The organism is Comamonas testosteroni ATCC 11996, assembly GCF_000241525.1.
GTDB lineage: Bacteria > Pseudomonadota > Gammaproteobacteria > Burkholderiales > Burkholderiaceae_C > Comamonas > Comamonas testosteroni.
On the sequence record NZ_AHIL01000055.1, the window covers coordinates 1 to 17,819 of the forward strand.

General features: G+C 61.2%; 16 protein-coding genes and 1 pseudogene. 5 read left to right on the top strand and 12 right to left on the bottom strand.

Annotated elements, in window-relative coordinates:
• Positions 1 to 303: pseudogene (locus CTATCC11996_RS22880) on the top strand (hypothetical protein); the annotation flags it as partial.
• 103 nt (positions 304 to 406) lie between these two features.
• Here CTATCC11996_RS22880 and CTATCC11996_RS22885 read toward each other — a convergent pair.
• The 8 genes from CTATCC11996_RS22885 to CTATCC11996_RS25650 form a co-directional block, all read right to left on the bottom strand.
• Positions 407 to 1,306 carry a carbohydrate kinase family protein gene (locus tag CTATCC11996_RS22885; protein WP_003081078.1) on the bottom strand — a complete coding sequence of 300 codons (900 nt, stop codon included), beginning with the start codon at positions 1,304 to 1,306 and terminating at the stop codon, positions 407 to 409.
• Between the two features lie 111 nt (positions 1,307 to 1,417).
• Positions 1,418 to 2,713 (bottom strand): DUF3426 domain-containing protein, encoded by a 1,296-nt coding sequence (locus CTATCC11996_RS22890; protein WP_034350210.1) that lies wholly within the window; start codon positions 2,711 to 2,713, stop codon positions 1,418 to 1,420.
• 61 nt (positions 2,714 to 2,774) lie between these two features.
• Positions 2,775 to 3,665 (bottom strand): 50S ribosomal protein L11 methyltransferase, encoded by an 891-nt coding sequence (gene prmA / locus CTATCC11996_RS22895; protein ID WP_003081081.1) that lies wholly within the window; start codon positions 3,663 to 3,665, stop codon positions 2,775 to 2,777.
• A 143-nt stretch (positions 3,666 to 3,808) separates the two neighbouring features.
• Positions 3,809 to 5,167: an acetyl-CoA carboxylase biotin carboxylase subunit gene (accC, locus tag CTATCC11996_RS22900; RefSeq protein ID WP_003081083.1), complete on the bottom strand. Its 1,359-nt coding sequence runs from the start codon at positions 5,165 to 5,167 to the stop codon at positions 3,809 to 3,811.
• A gap of 124 nt (positions 5,168 to 5,291) precedes the next feature.
• On the bottom strand, positions 5,292 to 5,753 hold the full coding sequence (gene accB / locus CTATCC11996_RS22905) for an acetyl-CoA carboxylase biotin carboxyl carrier protein (protein ID WP_003081085.1): 462 nt from the start codon (positions 5,751 to 5,753) through the stop codon (positions 5,292 to 5,294).
• A 147-nt stretch (positions 5,754 to 5,900) separates the two neighbouring features.
• Positions 5,901 to 6,452 (bottom strand): TlpA family protein disulfide reductase, encoded by a 552-nt coding sequence (locus tag CTATCC11996_RS22910; RefSeq protein WP_003081087.1) that lies wholly within the window; start codon positions 6,450 to 6,452, stop codon positions 5,901 to 5,903.
• A 1-nt stretch (position 6,453) separates the two neighbouring features.
• Complete coding sequence (locus tag CTATCC11996_RS22915; RefSeq protein ID WP_003081089.1) at positions 6,454 to 7,047, bottom strand: hypothetical protein; 594 nt, start codon at positions 7,045 to 7,047, stop codon at positions 6,454 to 6,456.
• On the bottom strand, positions 7,044 to 7,277 hold the full coding sequence (locus CTATCC11996_RS25650) for a hypothetical protein (RefSeq protein ID WP_138983871.1): 234 nt from the start codon (positions 7,275 to 7,277) through the stop codon (positions 7,044 to 7,046). Before CTATCC11996_RS25650 ends, CTATCC11996_RS22915 begins: the two co-directional genes overlap by 4 nt.
• A 43-nt stretch (positions 7,278 to 7,320) precedes the next feature.
• Between CTATCC11996_RS25650 and mpl the strand changes: the two genes are divergently transcribed.
• Positions 7,321 to 8,739, top strand: a complete 1,419-nt coding sequence (mpl, locus tag CTATCC11996_RS22920) for a UDP-N-acetylmuramate:L-alanyl-gamma-D-glutamyl-meso-diaminopimelate ligase (protein WP_003081091.1) — start codon at positions 7,321 to 7,323, stop codon at positions 8,737 to 8,739.
• Between the two features lie 165 nt (positions 8,740 to 8,904).
• Here the strand turns inward: mpl and CTATCC11996_RS22925 are convergent, their stop codons facing one another.
• Positions 8,905 to 9,222, bottom strand: a complete 318-nt coding sequence (locus tag CTATCC11996_RS22925) for a hypothetical protein (protein WP_034350152.1) — start codon at positions 9,220 to 9,222, stop codon at positions 8,905 to 8,907.
• A gap of 396 nt (positions 9,223 to 9,618) precedes the next feature.
• On the opposite strand from CTATCC11996_RS22925, the gene CTATCC11996_RS22930 reads away from it, so the two are divergent.
• Positions 9,619 to 9,990 carry a YqcC family protein gene (locus CTATCC11996_RS22930; protein WP_003081096.1) on the top strand — a complete coding sequence of 124 codons (372 nt, stop codon included), beginning with the start codon at positions 9,619 to 9,621 and terminating at the stop codon, positions 9,988 to 9,990.
• Positions 9,991 to 10,079: 89 nt separating this feature from the next.
• Here CTATCC11996_RS22930 and CTATCC11996_RS22935 read toward each other — a convergent pair whose 3' ends face one another.
• From CTATCC11996_RS22935 to rodA, 3 genes are all read right to left on the bottom strand, one after another.
• Positions 10,080 to 11,240: a 3-deoxy-7-phosphoheptulonate synthase gene (locus tag CTATCC11996_RS22935; RefSeq protein ID WP_003081098.1), complete on the bottom strand. Its 1,161-nt coding sequence runs from the start codon at positions 11,238 to 11,240 to the stop codon at positions 10,080 to 10,082.
• A gap of 532 nt (positions 11,241 to 11,772) precedes the next feature.
• Complete coding sequence (gene tldD, locus CTATCC11996_RS22945; RefSeq protein ID WP_003051333.1) at positions 11,773 to 13,233, bottom strand: metalloprotease TldD; 1,461 nt, start codon at positions 13,231 to 13,233, stop codon at positions 11,773 to 11,775.
• A gap of 384 nt (positions 13,234 to 13,617) precedes the next feature.
• On the bottom strand, positions 13,618 to 14,799 hold the full coding sequence (gene rodA / locus CTATCC11996_RS22950; RefSeq protein ID WP_003068946.1) for a rod shape-determining protein RodA: 1,182 nt from the start codon (positions 14,797 to 14,799) through the stop codon (positions 13,618 to 13,620).
• A gap of 179 nt (positions 14,800 to 14,978) precedes the next feature.
• On the opposite strand from rodA, the gene CTATCC11996_RS22955 reads away from it, so the two are divergent.
• Positions 14,979 to 15,563 (top strand): YqiA/YcfP family alpha/beta fold hydrolase, encoded by a 585-nt coding sequence (locus CTATCC11996_RS22955; protein ID WP_003081105.1) that lies wholly within the window; start codon positions 14,979 to 14,981, stop codon positions 15,561 to 15,563.
• Positions 15,564 to 15,736: 173 nt separating this feature from the next.
• Positions 15,737 to 17,806, top strand: a complete 2,070-nt coding sequence (locus tag CTATCC11996_RS22960) for a ribonuclease catalytic domain-containing protein (RefSeq protein WP_003081108.1) — start codon at positions 15,737 to 15,739, stop codon at positions 17,804 to 17,806.
• Positions 17,807 to 17,819: the final 13 nt, after the last annotated feature.

Below are 17,819 nucleotides of genomic sequence, written 5' to 3' on the forward strand. Positions count from 1 at the left end.
CAACTGCTGCCAAGGCCGCTGCCCCCCAAGAAGGCTGCAACTACTGCCAAGGCCGCTGCGCCCAAGAAGGCTGCAACTGCTGCCAAGGCCGCTGCCCCCAAGAAGGCTGCAACTGCTGCCAAGGCTGCCGCTCCTGCAAAGGCTGCACCCAAGAAGGCTGCAACCGCTGCCAAGGCCGCCGCTCCCAAGAAGGCTGCAGCAGCACCCGCTCCTGCCGCAGTGACCGAAACCGCTGCACCCGTGGCACAGACCCGCCTGGCACCTCAAGCCGCCTGGCCCTTCCCCACAGGTAACAAGCCCTGATCGGTTCGCTGACCTGCACGCCATAAAAAAGCCCGAGCTCTCCTGCGAGAGCCGGGCTTTTTACATGCACCGCGATCAGTACCCTCAGGGCACTGACATCGCATCAGGGCTGGAAGTCCAGCTGATAGTTCTGCGGGCCGCGTTGCGCAATCTTCAGCGCCCCCAAGCGGTTGCCCAGTTCGGCGCAACGCACCAGGTCCCAACCACGCTCCAGACCAAACAGGAAGGCACCGCGCCAGGCATCGCCGCAACCCGTGGGGTCGACCACGGCAGCGGGCTTGACCGGAGCAACCAGTGTCTTCTCACCCTGCTGCCAGACTTCGCAGCCTTCGGCACCCAGGGTCACGACCAGACCGCGCACCTTGCGCGAGATCTCGTCAAAGCTCAGGCCCGTGCGCTCGCTGAGCATCTTGCCTTCATAGTCATTCACCGCCACCCAGTCGGCCTGCTCGATAAAGGCCTTGAGTTCATCGCCGTTGAACATGGGCAGGCCCTGACCCGGATCGAACACAAAAGGAATGCCTGCAGCCTTGAACTGGGCGGCGTGCTCGATCATGGCCTGGCGGCCATCGGGAGCAATGATGCCGACCTTGACCTCGGCAGCCATGTCGGCAGTGATGCGGTTCTCATGCGCCTGCATCATGGCGCCTGGATGGAAGGCAGTGATCTGGTTGTTGTCATGATCGGTCATGATCATGCACTGCGCCGTATGCGTGCTCTGCAGCTGACCCACATGACGGGTCTCAATACCCAGCTCCTTGAAGCGCTGCACATAATCCGCACCATCGCTGCCCACCATGGCCATGGGCTGCGCATCGCCGCCGAGCAGCTTCAGGCTATAGGCAATATTGCCGGCACAGCCACCAAAGTCGCGGCGCAGCGTGGGCACCAGAAACGATACATTCAGTATGTGCAGCTGGTCGGGAAGAATCTGGTCTACGAAACGACCTTCAAAGGTCATGATGTTGTCGAATGCCAGCGACCCGCAGATCAAAGCGGCCATGGTGCGTTCTCTTTCAGAAATGAATGAAGGGGGGCTTGCGCCAACAAGGATGTACAACGGGCGTTTCTACTGACGAGACACCTTGCCTGATCCGCATTGGCACAAGCCGTATTAGGGGTAAAAAACCAGTGCCCGGTAACCCGCCACGGCAGCGCCAAGATCCTGCACTTGCACAGGCACGTTGACGCTCCACTCCTGACGGGCTTGCAGCTGCTGCGGGGCACCCAGAGGCTTCAGGTCGATGACCCGGCGCAGCAAAGGCCTGTCCTGTGCATCGGTCAGGGTCAGCTCGGCCATGGGCATGGCCACCGGCACATCGGAGCGATTCTCCAGGGTCAGGCTCCACTGGTACTGACGGGCATCGGCAAGCTGCTTGAAGCCCGAGCCACTGATCACCACATCGGCAATCGCGCGGCGGGCCTGCAGCTCGCAACCCGCCAGACTGCAGGCCTTGGCCAGCACGGGAGCCAGCGCCGGATATTGCGCAGCCAGCACATCACGCTGCTGCCAGGCATGCTGTCCGACGACACCGGCAACAGCCACCAGCGAGCCCAGCACCAGCGCCACACGCATTCCTGCCGAGTGCCAGAACGCCTGCCGGCGGGCCTCGCGCACAAAGCCCGGCTCATCGCCTGCAATGGCAACAGCCTCATCCTGATCCGAATCCGTGACAGCCTGCGCCCGGTCCCTGGCAGGTTGTATATCGCCGATATCGGCGTGCAGCAGCGCCTCTTTGGAGACGGCCTTGGCCTCATCCTCGAGGTCCTGCGCGGCCTCGGGCATCAGGGCCTCGCTTGGCGGCGGCGATACCAGCAGCTCCGGCTCCAGCGCCGGCTCGGCGGGCACGGGAATATCACTGGTTTCCAGCCTGTCTTCCGGCTCCCTCACCTCGGGATGAGGTTCATGCTGAGCAGGCTCTGCATCCTCTTCAGTCAGAGGACGCGCCTGATCGACAAACGAGGACTGTCCATCCGCCATCCCGGGCATGGCCCCGAAAGGCTCTGGCTCGGAAGCCACATCGGCAGGCTTTGCTGGCGGCGTGGCTGCTCCGGTCTGAGCAACAGTCGCTGCCGCGACTACCGAATCCGAAGCCGATTTCTGCGGTGCCTCAGCCTTCTGCGCATCGAAGGCGGGAGCGGCCAGCGCAGAATCTGCGGCCTCCTGCTGCGGCCAAGCCGGCGCCCGTTCGCCAGCCTGCGTCGGCTGCGCCTCCTGCACGGGCGGCTTCTGCGGCGCATCAGCAGCTTCCGGCTGCAGCAGCTCATCGGGCACGGACTGCAAATCCTGCGAGGCATCAAAGACGCTTTGGCACATCCCGCAGCGCACCCAGCCCTGCGAGATGCGCAGCTGGTCGGCAACCACTTTGAAGCGGGTTCCACAGGAGGGGCAACGGGTGACTTGGCTCATCAAGATGTCATTGTAGGCAGCAACCACCCGCACACCTGCTGGCGGCGGGTCTGTCTCGCAATCAGGCCGCGCGCTGGGCGGTCATGAGAATCCAGCCGTCCTCGCTATCGGCCACCTCAAGCTTGAGATAAGGCGCATAGGCCTCTTTCAGCTCATCGGCCTGGCGCTCCAGAATGCCGGCCAGCACCAGATTGCCGCCAGCTTGCACACGGCCGCACAGCAGCGGAGCCAGCACCTTGAGCGGCGTGGCCAGAATATTGGCCAGCACGGTCCGGTACTCGCCGCCAGCCGCATCGGGCAGACCGGCCTTGATCTCCACATGGTTGGCGCTGCTGTTGTAGTTGGTCGATTCCACGGCTGCGGGATCGATATCCACCGCATCCACATCGGTCGCGCCGAACTTGGCGGCACCAATGGCCAAAATGCCCGAGCCACAGCCATAGTCCAGCGTGCGCCCCAGGGAGCCCTCGGGCTGGCGTGCAATCCAGCGCAGACACATGCGAGTAGTGGGGTGGGTGCCGGTACCAAAAGCCAGACCAGGGTCCAGACGGATGCTGACCTTGGCCTGCTCGGGCAGTTCATGCCAGGTGGGCACGATCCAGAACTCGGGCGTGATATCCACGGGCTCGAACTGCGACTGCGTCAGGCGCACCCAGTCCTGCTCGGGAACGGGCTTGAGGGCGAGAATCTTGCAGCCTTCAAAAAAGTCCTGCGGCAGCAGCAGATCACGCGCTTCGGTGGCCGCAGCTTCGTCGGGATAGAGGGCGATCACGCGGCTGCGGTTCCAGCCTTCCTTCGGTGCGGGCATGCCGGGCTCGCCGAACAGCGCCTGCTCGGCCTCGGTCTGCGCATCGGCATCTTCTACGGACACGCTCAATGCATCGAGTGCATCCAGCGCTTCGCTAATGGTTTCGACCCGATCTTCGGGGCACAGCAGGCTCAGCTCGAACATGGCCATCCTTTCTAGCAACTGCGTCATCCATGCCAGCTCAGGCCTGATGGAGAGAACGCAGTTGTACTTTCCTGAAAAACGAAAATGCTGGCCTCCGTTGCCAGAGGCCAGCATGGGAACTCAGAGCAGCAAGGCTCCTGATCTCATCGCTTGTTGGGCGTGCGATGCGTCAGCCACTCTTCCAGATAGTGGATGTTGGTGCCGCCTTCCATGAACTTGGAGTCGACCATCAGATCCTGGTGCAGCGGAATATTGGTCTTGATGCCTTCCACCACGGTCTCCAGCAAGGCCGTGCGCATGCGGGCCATGGCCTGCTCGCGGGTATCGCCATAGGCAATGATCTTGCCGATCATGGAGTCATAGTTGGGCGGCACGAAGTAATTGTTGTACACATGGGTGTCAACACGTACGCCAGGACCTCCGGGAGCATGCCACATGGAGATGCGACCTGGCGAAGGGATGAACTTGTACGGATCTTCGGCGTTCACACGGCACTCGATGGCGTGCCCCTTGAACTCGACCTGGCGCTGGGTGAAAGGCAGCTTCTCGCCGGCAGCGATCATGATCTGGGTGCGCACGATGTCGATGCCCGTGATCAGCTCGGTGATGGGATGCTCCACCTGCACGCGGGTGTTCATCTCGATGAAGTAGAACTCGCCGTTCTCGTACAGGAACTCGAAGGTACCCGCACCGCGATAGCCGATCTTCTTGCAGGCCGCAGCGCAGCGCTCGCCGATCTTCTCGATCAGACGGCGGGGGATGCCGGGAGCCGGCGCTTCCTCGATCACCTTCTGGTGACGACGCTGCATGGAGCAGTCGCGCTCGCCCAGATACACGGCACTCTTGTGCGTATCGGCCAGCACCTGGATCTCCACGTGACGTGGGTTCTGCAGGTACTTTTCCATGTAGACGGCAGGATTGCCGAAAGCAGCGCCGGCTTCAGCCTTGGTCATCTGCACGGCATTGATCAGCGCAGCTTCGGTGTGCACCACACGCATGCCGCGACCGCCGCCACCGCCCGAGGCCTTGATGATCACGGGGTAGCCGATGGTCTTTGCAATGCGCTTGATGAGTGCGGGATCGTCGGGCAACTCGCCGTCCGAGCCGGGCACGCAAGGCACGCCGGCCTTGATCATGGCTTGCTTGGCCGAAACCTTGTCACCCATGGTGCGGATGTTCTCGGGCGTCGGGCCGATAAAGGTGAAGCCGCTCTTTTCCACGCGCTCGGCAAAGTCGGCGTTCTCCGACAGGAAGCCGTAGCCGGGGTGGATGGCTTCCGCATCGGTCACCTCGGCAGCCGAGATGATGGCCGGCATGTTGAGGTAGGACAGTGGGGAAGGAGCCGGACCGATACACACGGCCTCATCGGCCAGCTTGACGTACTTGGCATCACGGTCGGCTTCGGAGTACACCATCACCGCCTTGATACCCAGCTCACGGCAAGCGCGCTGGATGCGCAGGGCGATCTCGCCCCGGTTGGCAACCAAAATTTTCTTAAACATGAAGTTCCTCGCAGCTTGGTGCCTGTGCCGCAGCACAGACCACTGCCAATGACTCAGTCGCGCAGCCAGTGGCTAGCGCACCTCGGCGCTGCAATGCGAACTGCATGCAACGCCTCATGATCTATCACTCGATCACGAACAGAGGCTGGCCGTATTCCACAGCCTGGCCGTTTTCACCCAGAACGCGAACAATGGTGCCGGTCTTGTCGGCTTCGATCTCGTTGAGGATCTTCATGGCTTCGACGATGCAGATGGTGTCGCCTTCCTTGACCTGGCTGCCCACATCCACAAAGGCCTTGGCGCCAGGGCTGGAGGCACGGTAGAAGGTACCGACCATGGGCGACTTGACCACATGCCCTTCTACAGCAGCAGGGGCAGCGGCCGCCACGGGAGCAGCGGCAACGGGAGCGGCAGCCAAGGGGGCAGCCATCACAGGAGCCGCCTGCACGGGGGCAGCAACGTATTGGTGGACCACACCTTCGCTCTTGACGATACGGACCTTGCCCTCTGCTTCGGTGATCTCCAGTTCCGACACATTCGATTCGGACACCAGATCAATAAGGGTCTTGAGTTTTCGCAAATCCATGGGAGCTCCAGCGACGTAATTCTAAACAGGGCGCGAATTTACCTCAAATTCGGCCTTCTGCGTGCATTGGCAGATATTTTTCACTAACGTCGCCATGGAATTTAGTTACCTACACTTTTCTGACGACAAGAGCAATGTTCATTCGCTCTATTTACTCCAATCTGTCAGATCTTCGCTGGAAAGCTCGCCTATTTTACGTTGCCGCACTTGTCCCTTGGCATCAAAAAGAACCGTGAATGGCAAGCCCCCCTGCAAGTTGCCCAGGCTTCTGCTCAGCCCCAATCCCCCTTGCATGGCGATGGCTACCGGGAATTGCACGGGCTGGCGCTGCAAAAAACGCATCACTGCTTCGGATTTGTCGACCGCCAACCCCACGACCTGAATGCCTTTTGCGCCCTGCTGCACCGCAAATTCGCTGAGCATGGGCAGCTCCTTGACACAGGGCGGGCACCAGGTGGCCCAGAAGTTCACCAGCAGGGGACGGCCCTGTAAACCAGCCATGGCAAAAGGCATGCCATCGGGGGTTTCAAACGTCTGACTCCACAGCTGTGCCTCGACGCCAGGCCCCATGGCCTGTGGCTGGCTGCGCCACCAGGCCACACCGGCGCCGGCCCCGGCCGCCACTGCGGCCACCGCGCCGGTCAGCCACAGACGGCGCGAGCCATTGGTCGACTTGTTCTCAGGGGTGTTTTCACTCATCTCAGCTCTCCTGCAGCAGCTTGCGCAAGGCTTTGGCGTCGCCACGCGGGCTTTGGCCACGGCTGTCGGGCTTCATGGCACCGCGCATATCATCATGGTCGTAGACCAGCAGATGCACGCCCACGGTTTCATTGATCGGCTTGCACAGTGCATGAATGGAAAGCGCCTCGACCGGCTTGCCCTGAAAGCCCGTGACCGTGCTCGGCTCGTATTGCACATGATTGTTGATGAGCGCTATTTCGGCAGACTTGGGGTCATCACAGAACAGCTGCAGATAGATATCCGACAGCCGCGTGGCCGTACCGCGCCAGACCGCCCCAGCCAGATGCGGACGAAACTCCTGCAGCCTGTCCATCCAGAGCAGGGCCAGCTCGCGCAGTGCCTGCAACTCCTGCGGCTGGGTGTCGCCGCAGAACAGCTCTATATATTCACGCACCGCTTCTTCAAGCTGATCGTTGTCGGGCAGCGCCGTGCGGCCGGGCAGGCCAAGCTGACGCACGGCTCGCTGCTTGGCAGGACCCCATTCGAGGCCCTCCTCCACCACCAGGCGGGCCGCTGTCTGAGCGATTTCAGCAGTCACGTTATCCAAACTCATAGCGCTATTTCATCACGCCCGCAGCAGCAGGCGCGGCGGGTCATGCACGCATTGTGACCCAGATGAATGACCGCGCTTTGACCTGGACCGTACAGACCAAGCTTTTGATAGCTGCTAGCACCCGCTTCGTATCGAACCGAAAGTGAAAACACATTTAAATCCATATAAATCATGCGCAACCAGCTATCAATTTGATAAGAAAGGTTACCGCCAGCACCCAGGCGGGCCATGGCTTGCCTCCAGGTCATGCAGGCAAACGTAGAATCCCCGGCCATGCACATACATATTCTGGGCATTTGCGGCACCTTCATGGGGGGCCTGGCCGCCCTGGCACGAGAAGCCGGTCACAAGGTGACGGGCTGTGATTCCGGCGTTTACCCGCCGATGAGCGATCAGCTGCGCCAACTGGGCATCGAACTGATCGAGGGCTATGGCGCTGACCAGATTGCGCTCAAGCCCGATATGTATGTGGTCGGCAACGTCGTCAGCCGCAAACGTCTGCCCGACGGATCGCCCAAATTCCCGCTGATGGAAGCGATTCTGGACACCGGCGCCGCCTATACCAGCGGCCCGCAATGGCTGGCCGAACATGTGCTGCGCGGTCGCCATGTGCTGGCCGTGGCCGGCACCCACGGCAAGACCACCACCACATCCATGCTGACCTGGGTGCTGGAGTGCGCGGGTCTGCAACCCGGTTTCCTGGTCGGCGGCGTGCCGCTGGACTTTGGCGTCTCCGCCCGCCTCGGTGCGGCCCAGCGTCCCGTCGCGGGCCCTGGCCCCGTCGGTGACGAACCCGTGTTTGTGATCGAGGCCGATGAGTACGACACCGCCTTCTTCGACAAACGCAGCAAGTTTGTGCACTACCGCCCCCGCACGGCCGTGCTCAACAACCTGGAATTCGATCACGCCGACATCTTTGACGATCTGGCTGCCATCGAGCGCCAGTTCCACCACCTGATACGCACCGTGCCTTCAACCGGCCGCGTGGTGAGCAATGGCCTGGAAGAAAGCCTGACCCGCGTGCTGGCCCAGGGCTGCTGGAGCGAAGTGCGCAGCTTCGGCTCGGCTGTCAGCGATTTCAGCGCCGATGGCGATCCCAGCGACTTTGCCGTGCTGCACCGCGGAAAACAGGTAGCGCAACTGCGCTGGAGCCTGACTGGCGTGCACAACCAGCTCAATGCATTGGCCGCCATCGCTGCCGCCGACCATCTGGGCGTCAGTGCCGAGGCGGCTTGCGAAGCCCTGTCGCGCTTTCAGAATGTCAAGCGTCGCATGGAGCTGCGCGGCACCGTGAACGGCATCGAGGTCTATGACGACTTCGCCCACCACCCCACAGCCATCCGCACCACCCTGGACGGCCTGCGCCGCAAGCTCGGGGCAGAGGCCCGCATCCTGGCAGTGTTCGAGCCTCGCAGCAACACCATGAAGCTGGGCACCATGAAGAGCCAGTTACCCTGGTCGCTGGAAAGCGCCGATCTGGTCTTCTGCCACACTGCTGGCCTCGACTGGGATGCCGCCGAAGCACTGGAATCCATGGGCGTAGGCGCCGGCCAGCGCGCTCAGGTAGCGGGTGATATCGAGACCCTGATAGCGCAGATCAGTGCCGTCGTCCAACCTGGTGACCATATCGTCTGCATGAGCAACGGCGGCTTTGGCGGCATCCACGCCAAGCTGCTGCAAGCGCTGAAATAAGCCTCGAACACAAGCAAATGCCCGCTCAACGCGGGCATTTTCATCAGCGATCTTCAAAACTGGCATGCCTCCACATAGGGACAGCAAGCAAGAGCCGTCTCGCAGCTAGGCTGTCGCCCCCTCCTCGAAGCAGAGAGGGGGAAGCCGCAAAGCGGCTCAGGGGTGTCAATAACTAATCGACATCGCCGGCACATCCACCCGGATCAAGGGCTTGGACAGCACAGCATGCGCTGCCAGGGCATAGCTGTTGCGCCAGTCTTCGTTGTCAAACAGCTCGGGGCGATTGCGCGCCTCACGTGCAACCACCACCAGCTTGTCAGCCAGCAGCACCTTGCCCGTGGCCCGCAAAGGCTCGCATTCGAGCGAGACAAACTGCTGATCCAGCCAACGTCGGCCCTCATCCGAACTTATGGGGGGCAGCGACTGGGTATCGACCCGGTATTCACGGTCGCCATCCAAAACCACGATTACTTCACTACGCATAAATCTCCTCTGACCTGGTGACTCTTGCACCATTCGTTGTCGTGGCCACAGCTTAATGGTGACCGCGGTGCTGAAGATGCTGCAAGCTGACGGTTTGCAAACAGCTGCGGCAAACAATGCAGGCCTCAAGGGCTTGCATCAAGCATCACAGTGGTTACGGGAACATAGGCTGCAAAGCCATGCAAAATAATTAAATTTCATAGCATCATCTGCACGCTTTGCATGAATATAAGGTCAAAACAGTGTTTTTCAAGTGCCATTACGGTCTCGTAACCCGCCAGTTATCGACATGGTGCGCCCTATCTTGAAAACACGATGACAAGACTCACATAGTAGGCAGCTCTTTGACGAATGCCAGTTTGCAAGGCCGTTGCAATGCCTTCAGGAACCATCACCATGACCGCTGAAAACATCTACCAAGAAATACGCGAGCATCTGCTGCAGCTGGAGGCCGAACTGCAAGTCCAGAAGCTCTGGTCTGCTGTTGCCCCGGACCCCAAGGCACTGGAGTCCACCACGCCCTTCATGTACGACACGCTCAAGCTGCACGAGTGGCTGCAATGGGTGTTCATCCCGCGCCTGCGCGCCGTGATCGAGGCCAAGGGTAGCCTCCCCCACCAAAGCCACGTCTATCCGCTGGCCGATCACGAGTGGCAGCAGCGCACCGACTTTGACAAGCAACATCTGCTGCGCCTTCTCAATCGCATCGATGCCACGCTCAACGGCTGCGATATGACGCCGGAGCCTGCACCAGACACCAAGCACTGAGCCGGCAGACAACCCGCTCCATCTGGAAAAGCAAACAGGCCACAGGGAACACTCCCTGTGGCCTTCGTCGTTCATGCCCGCCCTGTCGATCAGGCCAGCACTTCAGCTTCCTGCTTGCTGGCGAGCGCAGCAGCGCGGCGCTGGCTCACGGCCTGCGACAGCTCTTGCAGCGTTGCCAGGGAATCATCCCAGCCCAGGCAGGCATCGGTAATGCTCTGGCCATAGGTCAGATCGCCCACTTCGTCCTTGCCGGGCGTGAACTTCTGTGCACCGCCGACCAGGTGGCCTTCGATCATCACGCCGAACACGCTGCTGGAGCCGCCGGCGATCTGAGCTGCAATATCACGGGCCACATCCTTCTGGCGCTCATGCTGCTTGTTGCTGTTGGCGTGACTGCAGTCCACCATCAGCGAAGGTGTGAGGCCTGCTGCCTCCAGATCCCGGCAGGCGGCCGCCACATGTGCGGAATCGTAGTTGGGGGTCTTGCCGCCGCGCAGAATCACGTGGCAGTCCTGGTTGCCTCCCGTGTGCACGATGGCGACCTGACCGTTCTTGTGCACCGACAGGAAGTGGTGACCGCGGCTGGCCGACTGAATCGCGTCTGTGGCAATGCGGATATTGCCGTCCGTGCCGTTCTTGAAGCCAATCGGCGCCGAAATGCCCGAGGCCAGTTCGCGGTGCACCTGGCTTTCCGTGGTGCGGGCACCGATGGCGCCCCAGCTGATCAGATCACCGATGTACTGGGGCGAGATCACATCCAGAAATTCGCTGGCCGCAGGCACACCCAGACGGTTGATGTCGATCAGGAGCTGGCGCGCAATTCGCAGGCCTTCGTCGATGCGATAGCTCTGATCCAGGTAGGGATCATTGATCAGTCCCTTCCAGCCCACGGTGGTGCGGGGCTTCTCGAAATAGACGCGCATCACCACTTCCAGCGTGTCCTTGTACTGCTCGCGCACGACCGCCAGGCGGCCGGCGTAGTCCAGGGCAGCGGCCGGATCGTGAATGGAACAAGGGCCGACGATGACCAGCAGGCGGTCATCTTGCGCACGCATGATGTTGTGGATGCTGCGGCGAGTGTCGCTGATCAGCGTCTCCACGGCAGTGCCGCGAATGGGGAAGAAGCGAATGAGGTGCTCTGGAGGGGGTAACACTGTGATTTCCTTGATGCGTGCGTCGTCGGTCTGGCCTGTCTTGGGAGAGCCGGCGCGATACCAGGAATCAGTGGCGGAAGTGTTCAGAGCAGTCATGGCAATCTTTCGTGAGGTGTTTGATCGTTGAAAACCGGGGGTGCTGAAACGTAGGGGTGAAAAAAAACCGCCGGGCTTTGCAGCTTCGGCGGTTCTTTGGGAGGTGTTTGCAGGGTGCGCGCGTTTACCTCTCAGCCGCCGGGGGCGAGAACCAAAAGTAAAAGAAATAGGCGCGTTGCGTTTGCATGTCTTTCAATGTAGCACAGCTCTTTTGCATTGCAACATCTGTGGCCGGCGCGGCAGTTCTGTCAAAAACAGGTTCTCCCTCTGACATGGCGTATTTTTCATAGTTTTCTTTCGCGCAAGTTTTTTGCATTTTTTCTATTTTTTTTGAATTTTATTGATGCAAATTTCTAAAAAACCAGATTGAATGCAATTTTTCAGCGAATCGACAATATTCGCGCTCAAACACAAAAACACCCTTGAAAGACCCTGCTGGCAGGCGATTGCCGCACTCGGAAACGACAAGACCCCGGTCTGCCATGCAGAGCGGGGTCTTGCTTTGGGTGGGAAAACCCGCCGGGGGTTTCCGTCAGGCCGTGCCGCCGACCGTCAGGCCGTCGATGCGCAGCGTGGGCTGGCCCACGCCCACGGGCACGCTCTGGCCTTCCTTGCCGCAGGTGCCTACGCCCGAGTCCAGGCGCATGTCGTTGCCTATCATGCTGATGTGCTTGAGCGACTCCGGGCCGCTGCCGATGATGGTCGCGCCCTTGACGGGGTACTGGATCTTGCCGTTTTCCACCCAGTAGGCTTCGCTGGCAGAGAACACGAACTTGCCGCTGGTGATGTCCACCTGGCCGCCACCGAAGTTGGTGGCGTACAGGCCCTTCTTGATGGAGCCGATGATCTCCTGCGGATCCTTGTCGCCGCCCAGCATATAAGTGTTGGTCATGCGCGGCATGGGAATGTGGGCATAGCTTTCGCGACGGCCATTACCTGTGGGCTTGACGCCCATCAGGCGCGCATTCATCGAGTCCTGGATATAGCCCTTGAGAATACCGTCCTCGATCAGCACATTGCTCTGGCTGACATGGCCTTCGTCGTCGACGTTCAGAGAGCCACGACGATCGGCAATCGTGCCGTCGTCCAGCACGGTCACGCCCTTGGCGGCCACGCGCTGACCGATGCGGCCGCTGAAGGCACTGGAGCCCTTGCGGTTGAAGTCACCTTCCAGTCCATGACCCACGGCCTCGTGGAACAGCACGCCGGGCCAGCCCGAGCCCAGCACCACGGTCATCACGCCGGCCGGAGCAGGGCGCGATTCGAGGTTGACCAGGGCTGCATGCACAGCCTCGTCCACGTACTGGCTGATCTGCTCGTCGCTGAAATAGGCCAGACCGAAGCGACCGCCACCGCCCGAAGAGCCGACTTCACGGCGGCCCTTTTGCTCGGCGATCACCGTCACAGACAGGCGCACCAGCGGGCGCACGTCGGCCGCCAGCGTGCCGTCCGCACGGGCTACCAGCACCACATCGTATTCACTGGCAAGGCCTGCCATGACCTGCACCACGCGCGGGTCCTTGGCGCGGGCCAGCTTTTCCACCTTGCCCAGCAGCTCGACCTTGGCCGTGCTGTCCAGCGTGCTGATGGGGTCCAGCTCGGGATAGAGCGAACGGCTTTGTGCAATCTTCTGCGCACCCGCCTTGACGCGGCGCGTCTGGGTGGCGCTGGAGATGGAGCGCACGGTACGTGCGGCATCCAGCAGCGAGGCTTCGGAAATGTCGTCGGAATAGGCAAAAGCCGTCTTCTCGCCGCTAACCGCCCGAACGCCTACTCCCTGATCGATGGAGAAGGAGCCGGTCTTGACGATGCCTTCTTCCAGACTCCAGCCCTCGGCGCGGGTGTACTGGAAGTAGAGATCGGCGTCATCCACCTGGTGCGAGCGAATTTCGGCAAGCGCACGCGCAAGATGGGTTTCGTCCAGGCCGAAGGGCTCAAGCAGCAACTGACGGGCCGTGGCCAAGCGTTCGATGGTGGGTTCGCGGGAAATCATGAGAGCATTGTAGAGATAGCTGCAAGCCCTGACTTGTCTCGGGCTGCGCATAAAAAAGAGCGGAATGCTGCCCCACCAGGCTGAACAACATTCCGCTCCATTCACTTAGCTTCGCACTTGCCGGGTTCCGCCCTGCCCGCTTTGCATGACAGAACCCCACCTGGGTCTTTGCCGCTCCCGCTTGATCGGTCTTCTGACCCCCCAGAACCGTTTGTAAACGCTGTTTACAGTCCAGGCAAGACCTTGGACGGAACTACTGACATTTTTCAACGATCTAAGCCCGCCGCCTCGGCACATAACTTCACATAAAACCATCACTCAAGGCTTGCAAGGTATAGGACTGAAGCTCTCCTTTTAAGAGCACTCAATCCCTATCACGGGTCTTCACGCATGGGGAATATGCCCATCACCGCCGGGGAGTTGCCGCTGGGCCCGCGACACCGACATCAGCACGCCCAGCGCCAGGCCCAGCGTGACCATGGCCGTGCCGCCATAGCTGATGAAAGGCAGAGGCACGCCCACCACCGGCAGAATGCCGCTGACCATGCCCATGTTCACGAACGCATAGGTGAAGAAGATCATGGCCACGGCCGCTGCCATCAGTCGGCCGAACAGCGAGTTGGCATTCATGGAAATGGCCAGCCCCCGCCAGACCAGCAGCAGAAAGCCGACGATGATGAAGAGATTGCCTATGAGGCCGAATTCCTCGGAATAGGCGGCAAAGATGAAGTCGGTGGTGCGCTCTGGAATGAATTCCAGGTGAGTCTGCGTGCCCGCCATGAACCCCTTGCCCCAGACACCGCCCGAACCGATGGCGATCATGCCCTGAATGATGTGAAAGCCCTTGCCCAGCGGGTCGCGCGTGGGGTCCAGCAAGGTGCAGACGCGTGTACGCTGATAGTCATGCAAAAAATACCAGCTCACGCCATCGGCGCAGAGCTGGGGTTCAAACCAGACGATGAGGAAAATGCCGACCAAGGCCAGCAGCACGGGCGGCACGATGAGCTTCCAGGGCAGGCCGGCAAAAAAGATCACGGACAGGCCCGCAGCCATCACCAGCAGCGAGGTGCCCAGATCGGGCTGCTTCATGATCAGGCCCACGGGCACCATCAGCAGCACAAAGGCGATGACAAAGTCCGATGCGCGCAGATTGCCCTCGCGGCGCTGGAACCACCAGGCCAGCATCAGCGGCGTGGCGATCTTCAAAAGCTCGGAGGGCTGAATCACCACTCCCACATTCACCCAGCGCGTGGCCCCCTTCTTGGTGATGCCGAACAGCGCCACCGCCACCAGCAACACCACGCCCAGGGTGTAGAGCGGCACGGCCACCTTCATCAGTTGCTGGGGGGATATCTGGGCCAGCACGAACAGCAGGCCCGCCGCAATCAGCATATTGCGACCGTGGTCCACAAAGCGCGTGCCGTGATCGAAACCTGCCGAGTACATGGCCAGCAGCCCCGCACCCGCCAACATGGCGATAAAGAGAAGCAGCAGGAAATCAAAGCCGCGAAACAGCGGAACAATGCGTTGCAGCAGCGAGGGCTTATCGAATTCGATGGCGGACATGGGCCGCAATTATCGTGGGAGCCGACCGCCGTGCAGCTTGCAGGGTTGAGCTTTGCTGACGACTCAAGTCGGCCCACGCTCATTCCTCCCCGCCATAGGCCTTCTCCCCTGATAGTCTTGGAGCAAACCGTCCACAATGGCCGAGACAGAAGTGTTTTTTACCAGAGGAGATTGCCGCTATGACGACCACCCACCTGCTGTATCTGCATGGCTTTCGCTCCTCCCCTCAGTCCAGCAAGGCACGCATCATGGCGGACTACGTGGGCGCCAGGCATTCCAAGGTACGCTGGTGGTGTCCTCAGCTGCCGCCCTCGCCGCGCGAAGCGGCGGCCGTGATCGCCGAGGGCATCGCCAACTGGCCACGCCAGAACATGGCCGTCATGGGCTCGTCGCTGGGCGGCTATTACGCCAGTTGGGTGGCCCAGCTGGCGCGCTGCAAGAGCGTGATGATCAACCCTGCCGTCAACCCGGCCCGCGACCTGGAAAAATACATTGGCGAGCAGTCCAGCTGGCATGACCCCGAGGAAAAGTTCTTCTTTCGCCCCGAATACATTGAGGAATTGCGCCAGCTCGACACCCGCACCATGACGCCGGCAGCACCCGAGATGGTGCTGATCGCCCAGGGCGACGAGGTGCTGGACTGGAACGAGATGAGCGAGCGCTATCCTCACGCCCTGCAATTGGTGCAAGAAGGCGGCGACCACGCCCTGAGCAACTTTGCCGAATATCTGGACCGGATCGACGAATTTCTGGCCTTGGCCTGATCCCCCTCGGCGGACTCCATGCGCCGACCCGGGGAACGGCTGTATTGCTGCAACGAGCCCCCTGTTCGCGGCCCTGACCGCGCGGGGGGCTGCGTCTGATGTTGACCGATCTCAAGCATGAACTGAATCACTTCTGAGCACCGAATGTTCGGCTCGTGGGAAAATGCGCGGTTATGCACGCACTGTTTGAAGAAGCCGGCAAATTTCTGGCCGGGCGCATCCTCTCCGAAGCCGAATCCTCTGCCCAAGTCGAGCTGGACTCGGGCAAGCGGGTCAAGGTCAAGGCCGCCAATATCCTGCTCAAGTTCGAGAAGCCGGCTCCTGCCGAGTTGGTCGCTCAGGGCCAGGCCCAGGCCGCCGAGATCGATCTGGATCTGGCCTGGGAATTTGCCCCCGAGGAAGAGTTCGGCTTTGCCGACCTGGCGCGTGACTATTTTTCCGAATCCGCGACGCTGGCCCAGCAGGCCGGTGCGCTGTTCTGCCTGTACGACGCACCGCACTATTTCCGTCGTGCGGGCAAGGGCCGCTTCAAGAAGGCCCCTGCGGAAATCCTGCAGCAAGCCCTTGCCGCCATCGAGAAGAAAAAACAGATTCAGGCACAGATCGACGCCTGGGCCGAGGAGCTGGGCCGCGGCGAGTGCCCGCAGGCGATCCGCGAGCAGCTCTACAAGATTCTGTTCAAGCCCGACAAGAACGCCCCCGAATACAAGGCCGTGGTCGATGCCAGCCGCACCACCAAGCTGGCCCCGCTGGAGCTGCTGCACCGCGCAGGCGCTATTGACTCGTCCTACCAGTTCCACTGGAAGCGCTTCCTGTTCGACAACTTCCCCAAAGGCACGGGCTTCCCCGCCGTGCAGGCGCCTCAGCCACCAGCCGACCTGCCCGTGGCCGATGTAAAGGCCTTCTCCATCGACGACTCGGCCACCACTGAAATCGACGATGCGCTATCCGTCACCGGCCTGGGTACGGGCACCGTCACCGTGGGCATACACATTGCCGCTCCCGGTCTGGCCATCACACCCGGCGGCGAGCTGGACAAGCTGGGCCGCGCCCGCCTGTCCACCGTCTACATGCCCGGCTACAAGATCACCATGCTGCCCGACGACGTGGTGCATATCTATACGCTGGACGAGGGCCGCTCCAACCCCGCCGTTTCGCTGTATGTGCAGATCAACGAAGAGACGCTGGAGACCATCTCCAGCGAAACCCGTCTCGAACGCGTGCCCGTGGAAGTCAACTTCCGCTACGACAAGCTCGATCACATCGTCACCGAGGAATGGCTGACCGACTCCTCAATCGAGGTTGAAAATACGCCTGATTCATTGCTGGGCAAGCGCAAGGAGCTCACCTTTTTGCAGCGCTGGTCCAAGTTCCTCAAGGCCAATCGCGAAGTGGTGCGCGGCAAGCCCGAGAACTTCAACCGTCCGGACTACAACTTCCGTCTCGTCGGCAACGACGGCGCCGAGCCCAACGGCAGCGAGCAGGTGCAGATCACCGTGCGCAAGCGCGGCGCGCCGCTGGACCTGATCGTGGCCGAGGCAGCCATCGTAGCCAACAGCACCTGGGGACTGATGCTGGCCGAGCACGGTGTGCCCGGCATCTACCGCAGCCAGGCCAGCCTGGCACCCGGCGTCAAGGTGCGCATGAGCACCAAGGCTTTGCCGCACGCCGGCATCGGCGTGAAAGCCTACTCCTGGGCCACCTCCCCGCTGCGCCGCTATGTGGATCTGGTCAATCAGTGGCAGATCATTGCCTGCGCCCGCCACGGCAAGACGGCCGCCCTGGCAGCGCCCTTCAAGCCCAAAGATGCCGAGCTGTTCGGCATCATCAGCAGCTTTGACGGTGCCTACAGCGCCTACAACGGCTATCAGGCCGGCATGGAGCGCTTCTGGACGCTCAAGTATCTGGAGCAGAACGGCATTACCGAGCTAACGGCCAGCGTCTTCAAGGAAGGCCCCAACGGATCCTTCCTGGTGCGAGCCGACAATCTGCCGCTGGTGCTGCCCGTGCTGGGTGCGCAGAACCTGCCGCGCGGCGCCCATGTGCGCGTCAAGCTGGGTGAAATCGACGAGATCTCGCTGGACATCTCGGGCACGCTGATCGAGCGCCTGGATGCAGGAGCCGAAGCCGGGAGCGACGGCGAGGACAGCGCCGAAGACGATGACGACACCGTGGCCGGCCCCATCTCCATTGCAGTGGACATGAACGACGCCGATCCCGCTGCAGACCAGCCAAAGTCCTGACCTCCAAACCTCA

What these genes read in the sequence shown, in the direction of transcription:
- CTATCC11996_RS22885 (WP_003081078.1), bottom strand. Translation starts at nt 1,306, where the DNA reads ATGGCCGCTTTGATCTGCGGGTCGCTGGCATTCGACAACATCATGACC.
- CTATCC11996_RS22890 (WP_034350210.1), bottom strand. Translation starts at nt 2,713, where the DNA reads ATGAGCCAAGTCACCCGTTGCCCCTCCTGTGGAACCCGCTTCAAAGTG.
- prmA (WP_003081081.1), bottom strand. Translation starts at nt 3,665, where the DNA reads ATGTTCGAGCTGAGCCTGCTGTGCCCCGAAGATCGGGTCGAAACCATT.
- accC (WP_003081083.1), bottom strand. Translation starts at nt 5,167, where the DNA reads ATGTTTAAGAAAATTTTGGTTGCCAACCGGGGCGAGATCGCCCTGCGC.
- accB (WP_003081085.1), bottom strand. Translation starts at nt 5,753, where the DNA reads ATGGATTTGCGAAAACTCAAGACCCTTATTGATCTGGTGTCCGAATCG.
- CTATCC11996_RS22910 (WP_003081087.1), bottom strand. Translation starts at nt 6,452, where the DNA reads ATGAGTGAAAACACCCCTGAGAACAAGTCGACCAATGGCTCGCGCCGT.
- CTATCC11996_RS22915 (WP_003081089.1), bottom strand. Translation starts at nt 7,047, where the DNA reads ATGAGTTTGGATAACGTGACTGCTGAAATCGCTCAGACAGCGGCCCGC.
- CTATCC11996_RS25650 (WP_138983871.1), bottom strand. Translation starts at nt 7,277, where the DNA reads ATGGCCCGCCTGGGTGCTGGCGGTAACCTTTCTTATCAAATTGATAGC.
- mpl (WP_003081091.1), top strand. Translation starts at nt 7,321, where the DNA reads ATGCACATACATATTCTGGGCATTTGCGGCACCTTCATGGGGGGCCTG.
- CTATCC11996_RS22925 (WP_034350152.1), bottom strand. Translation starts at nt 9,222, where the DNA reads ATGCGTAGTGAAGTAATCGTGGTTTTGGATGGCGACCGTGAATACCGG.
- CTATCC11996_RS22930 (WP_003081096.1), top strand. Translation starts at nt 9,619, where the DNA reads ATGACCGCTGAAAACATCTACCAAGAAATACGCGAGCATCTGCTGCAG.
- CTATCC11996_RS22935 (WP_003081098.1), bottom strand. Translation starts at nt 11,240, where the DNA reads ATGACTGCTCTGAACACTTCCGCCACTGATTCCTGGTATCGCGCCGGC.
- tldD (WP_003051333.1), bottom strand. Translation starts at nt 13,233, where the DNA reads ATGATTTCCCGCGAACCCACCATCGAACGCTTGGCCACGGCCCGTCAG.
- rodA (WP_003068946.1), bottom strand. Translation starts at nt 14,799, where the DNA reads ATGTCCGCCATCGAATTCGATAAGCCCTCGCTGCTGCAACGCATTGTT.
- CTATCC11996_RS22955 (WP_003081105.1), top strand. Translation starts at nt 14,979, where the DNA reads ATGACGACCACCCACCTGCTGTATCTGCATGGCTTTCGCTCCTCCCCT.
- CTATCC11996_RS22960 (WP_003081108.1), top strand. Translation starts at nt 15,737, where the DNA reads ATGCACGCACTGTTTGAAGAAGCCGGCAAATTTCTGGCCGGGCGCATC.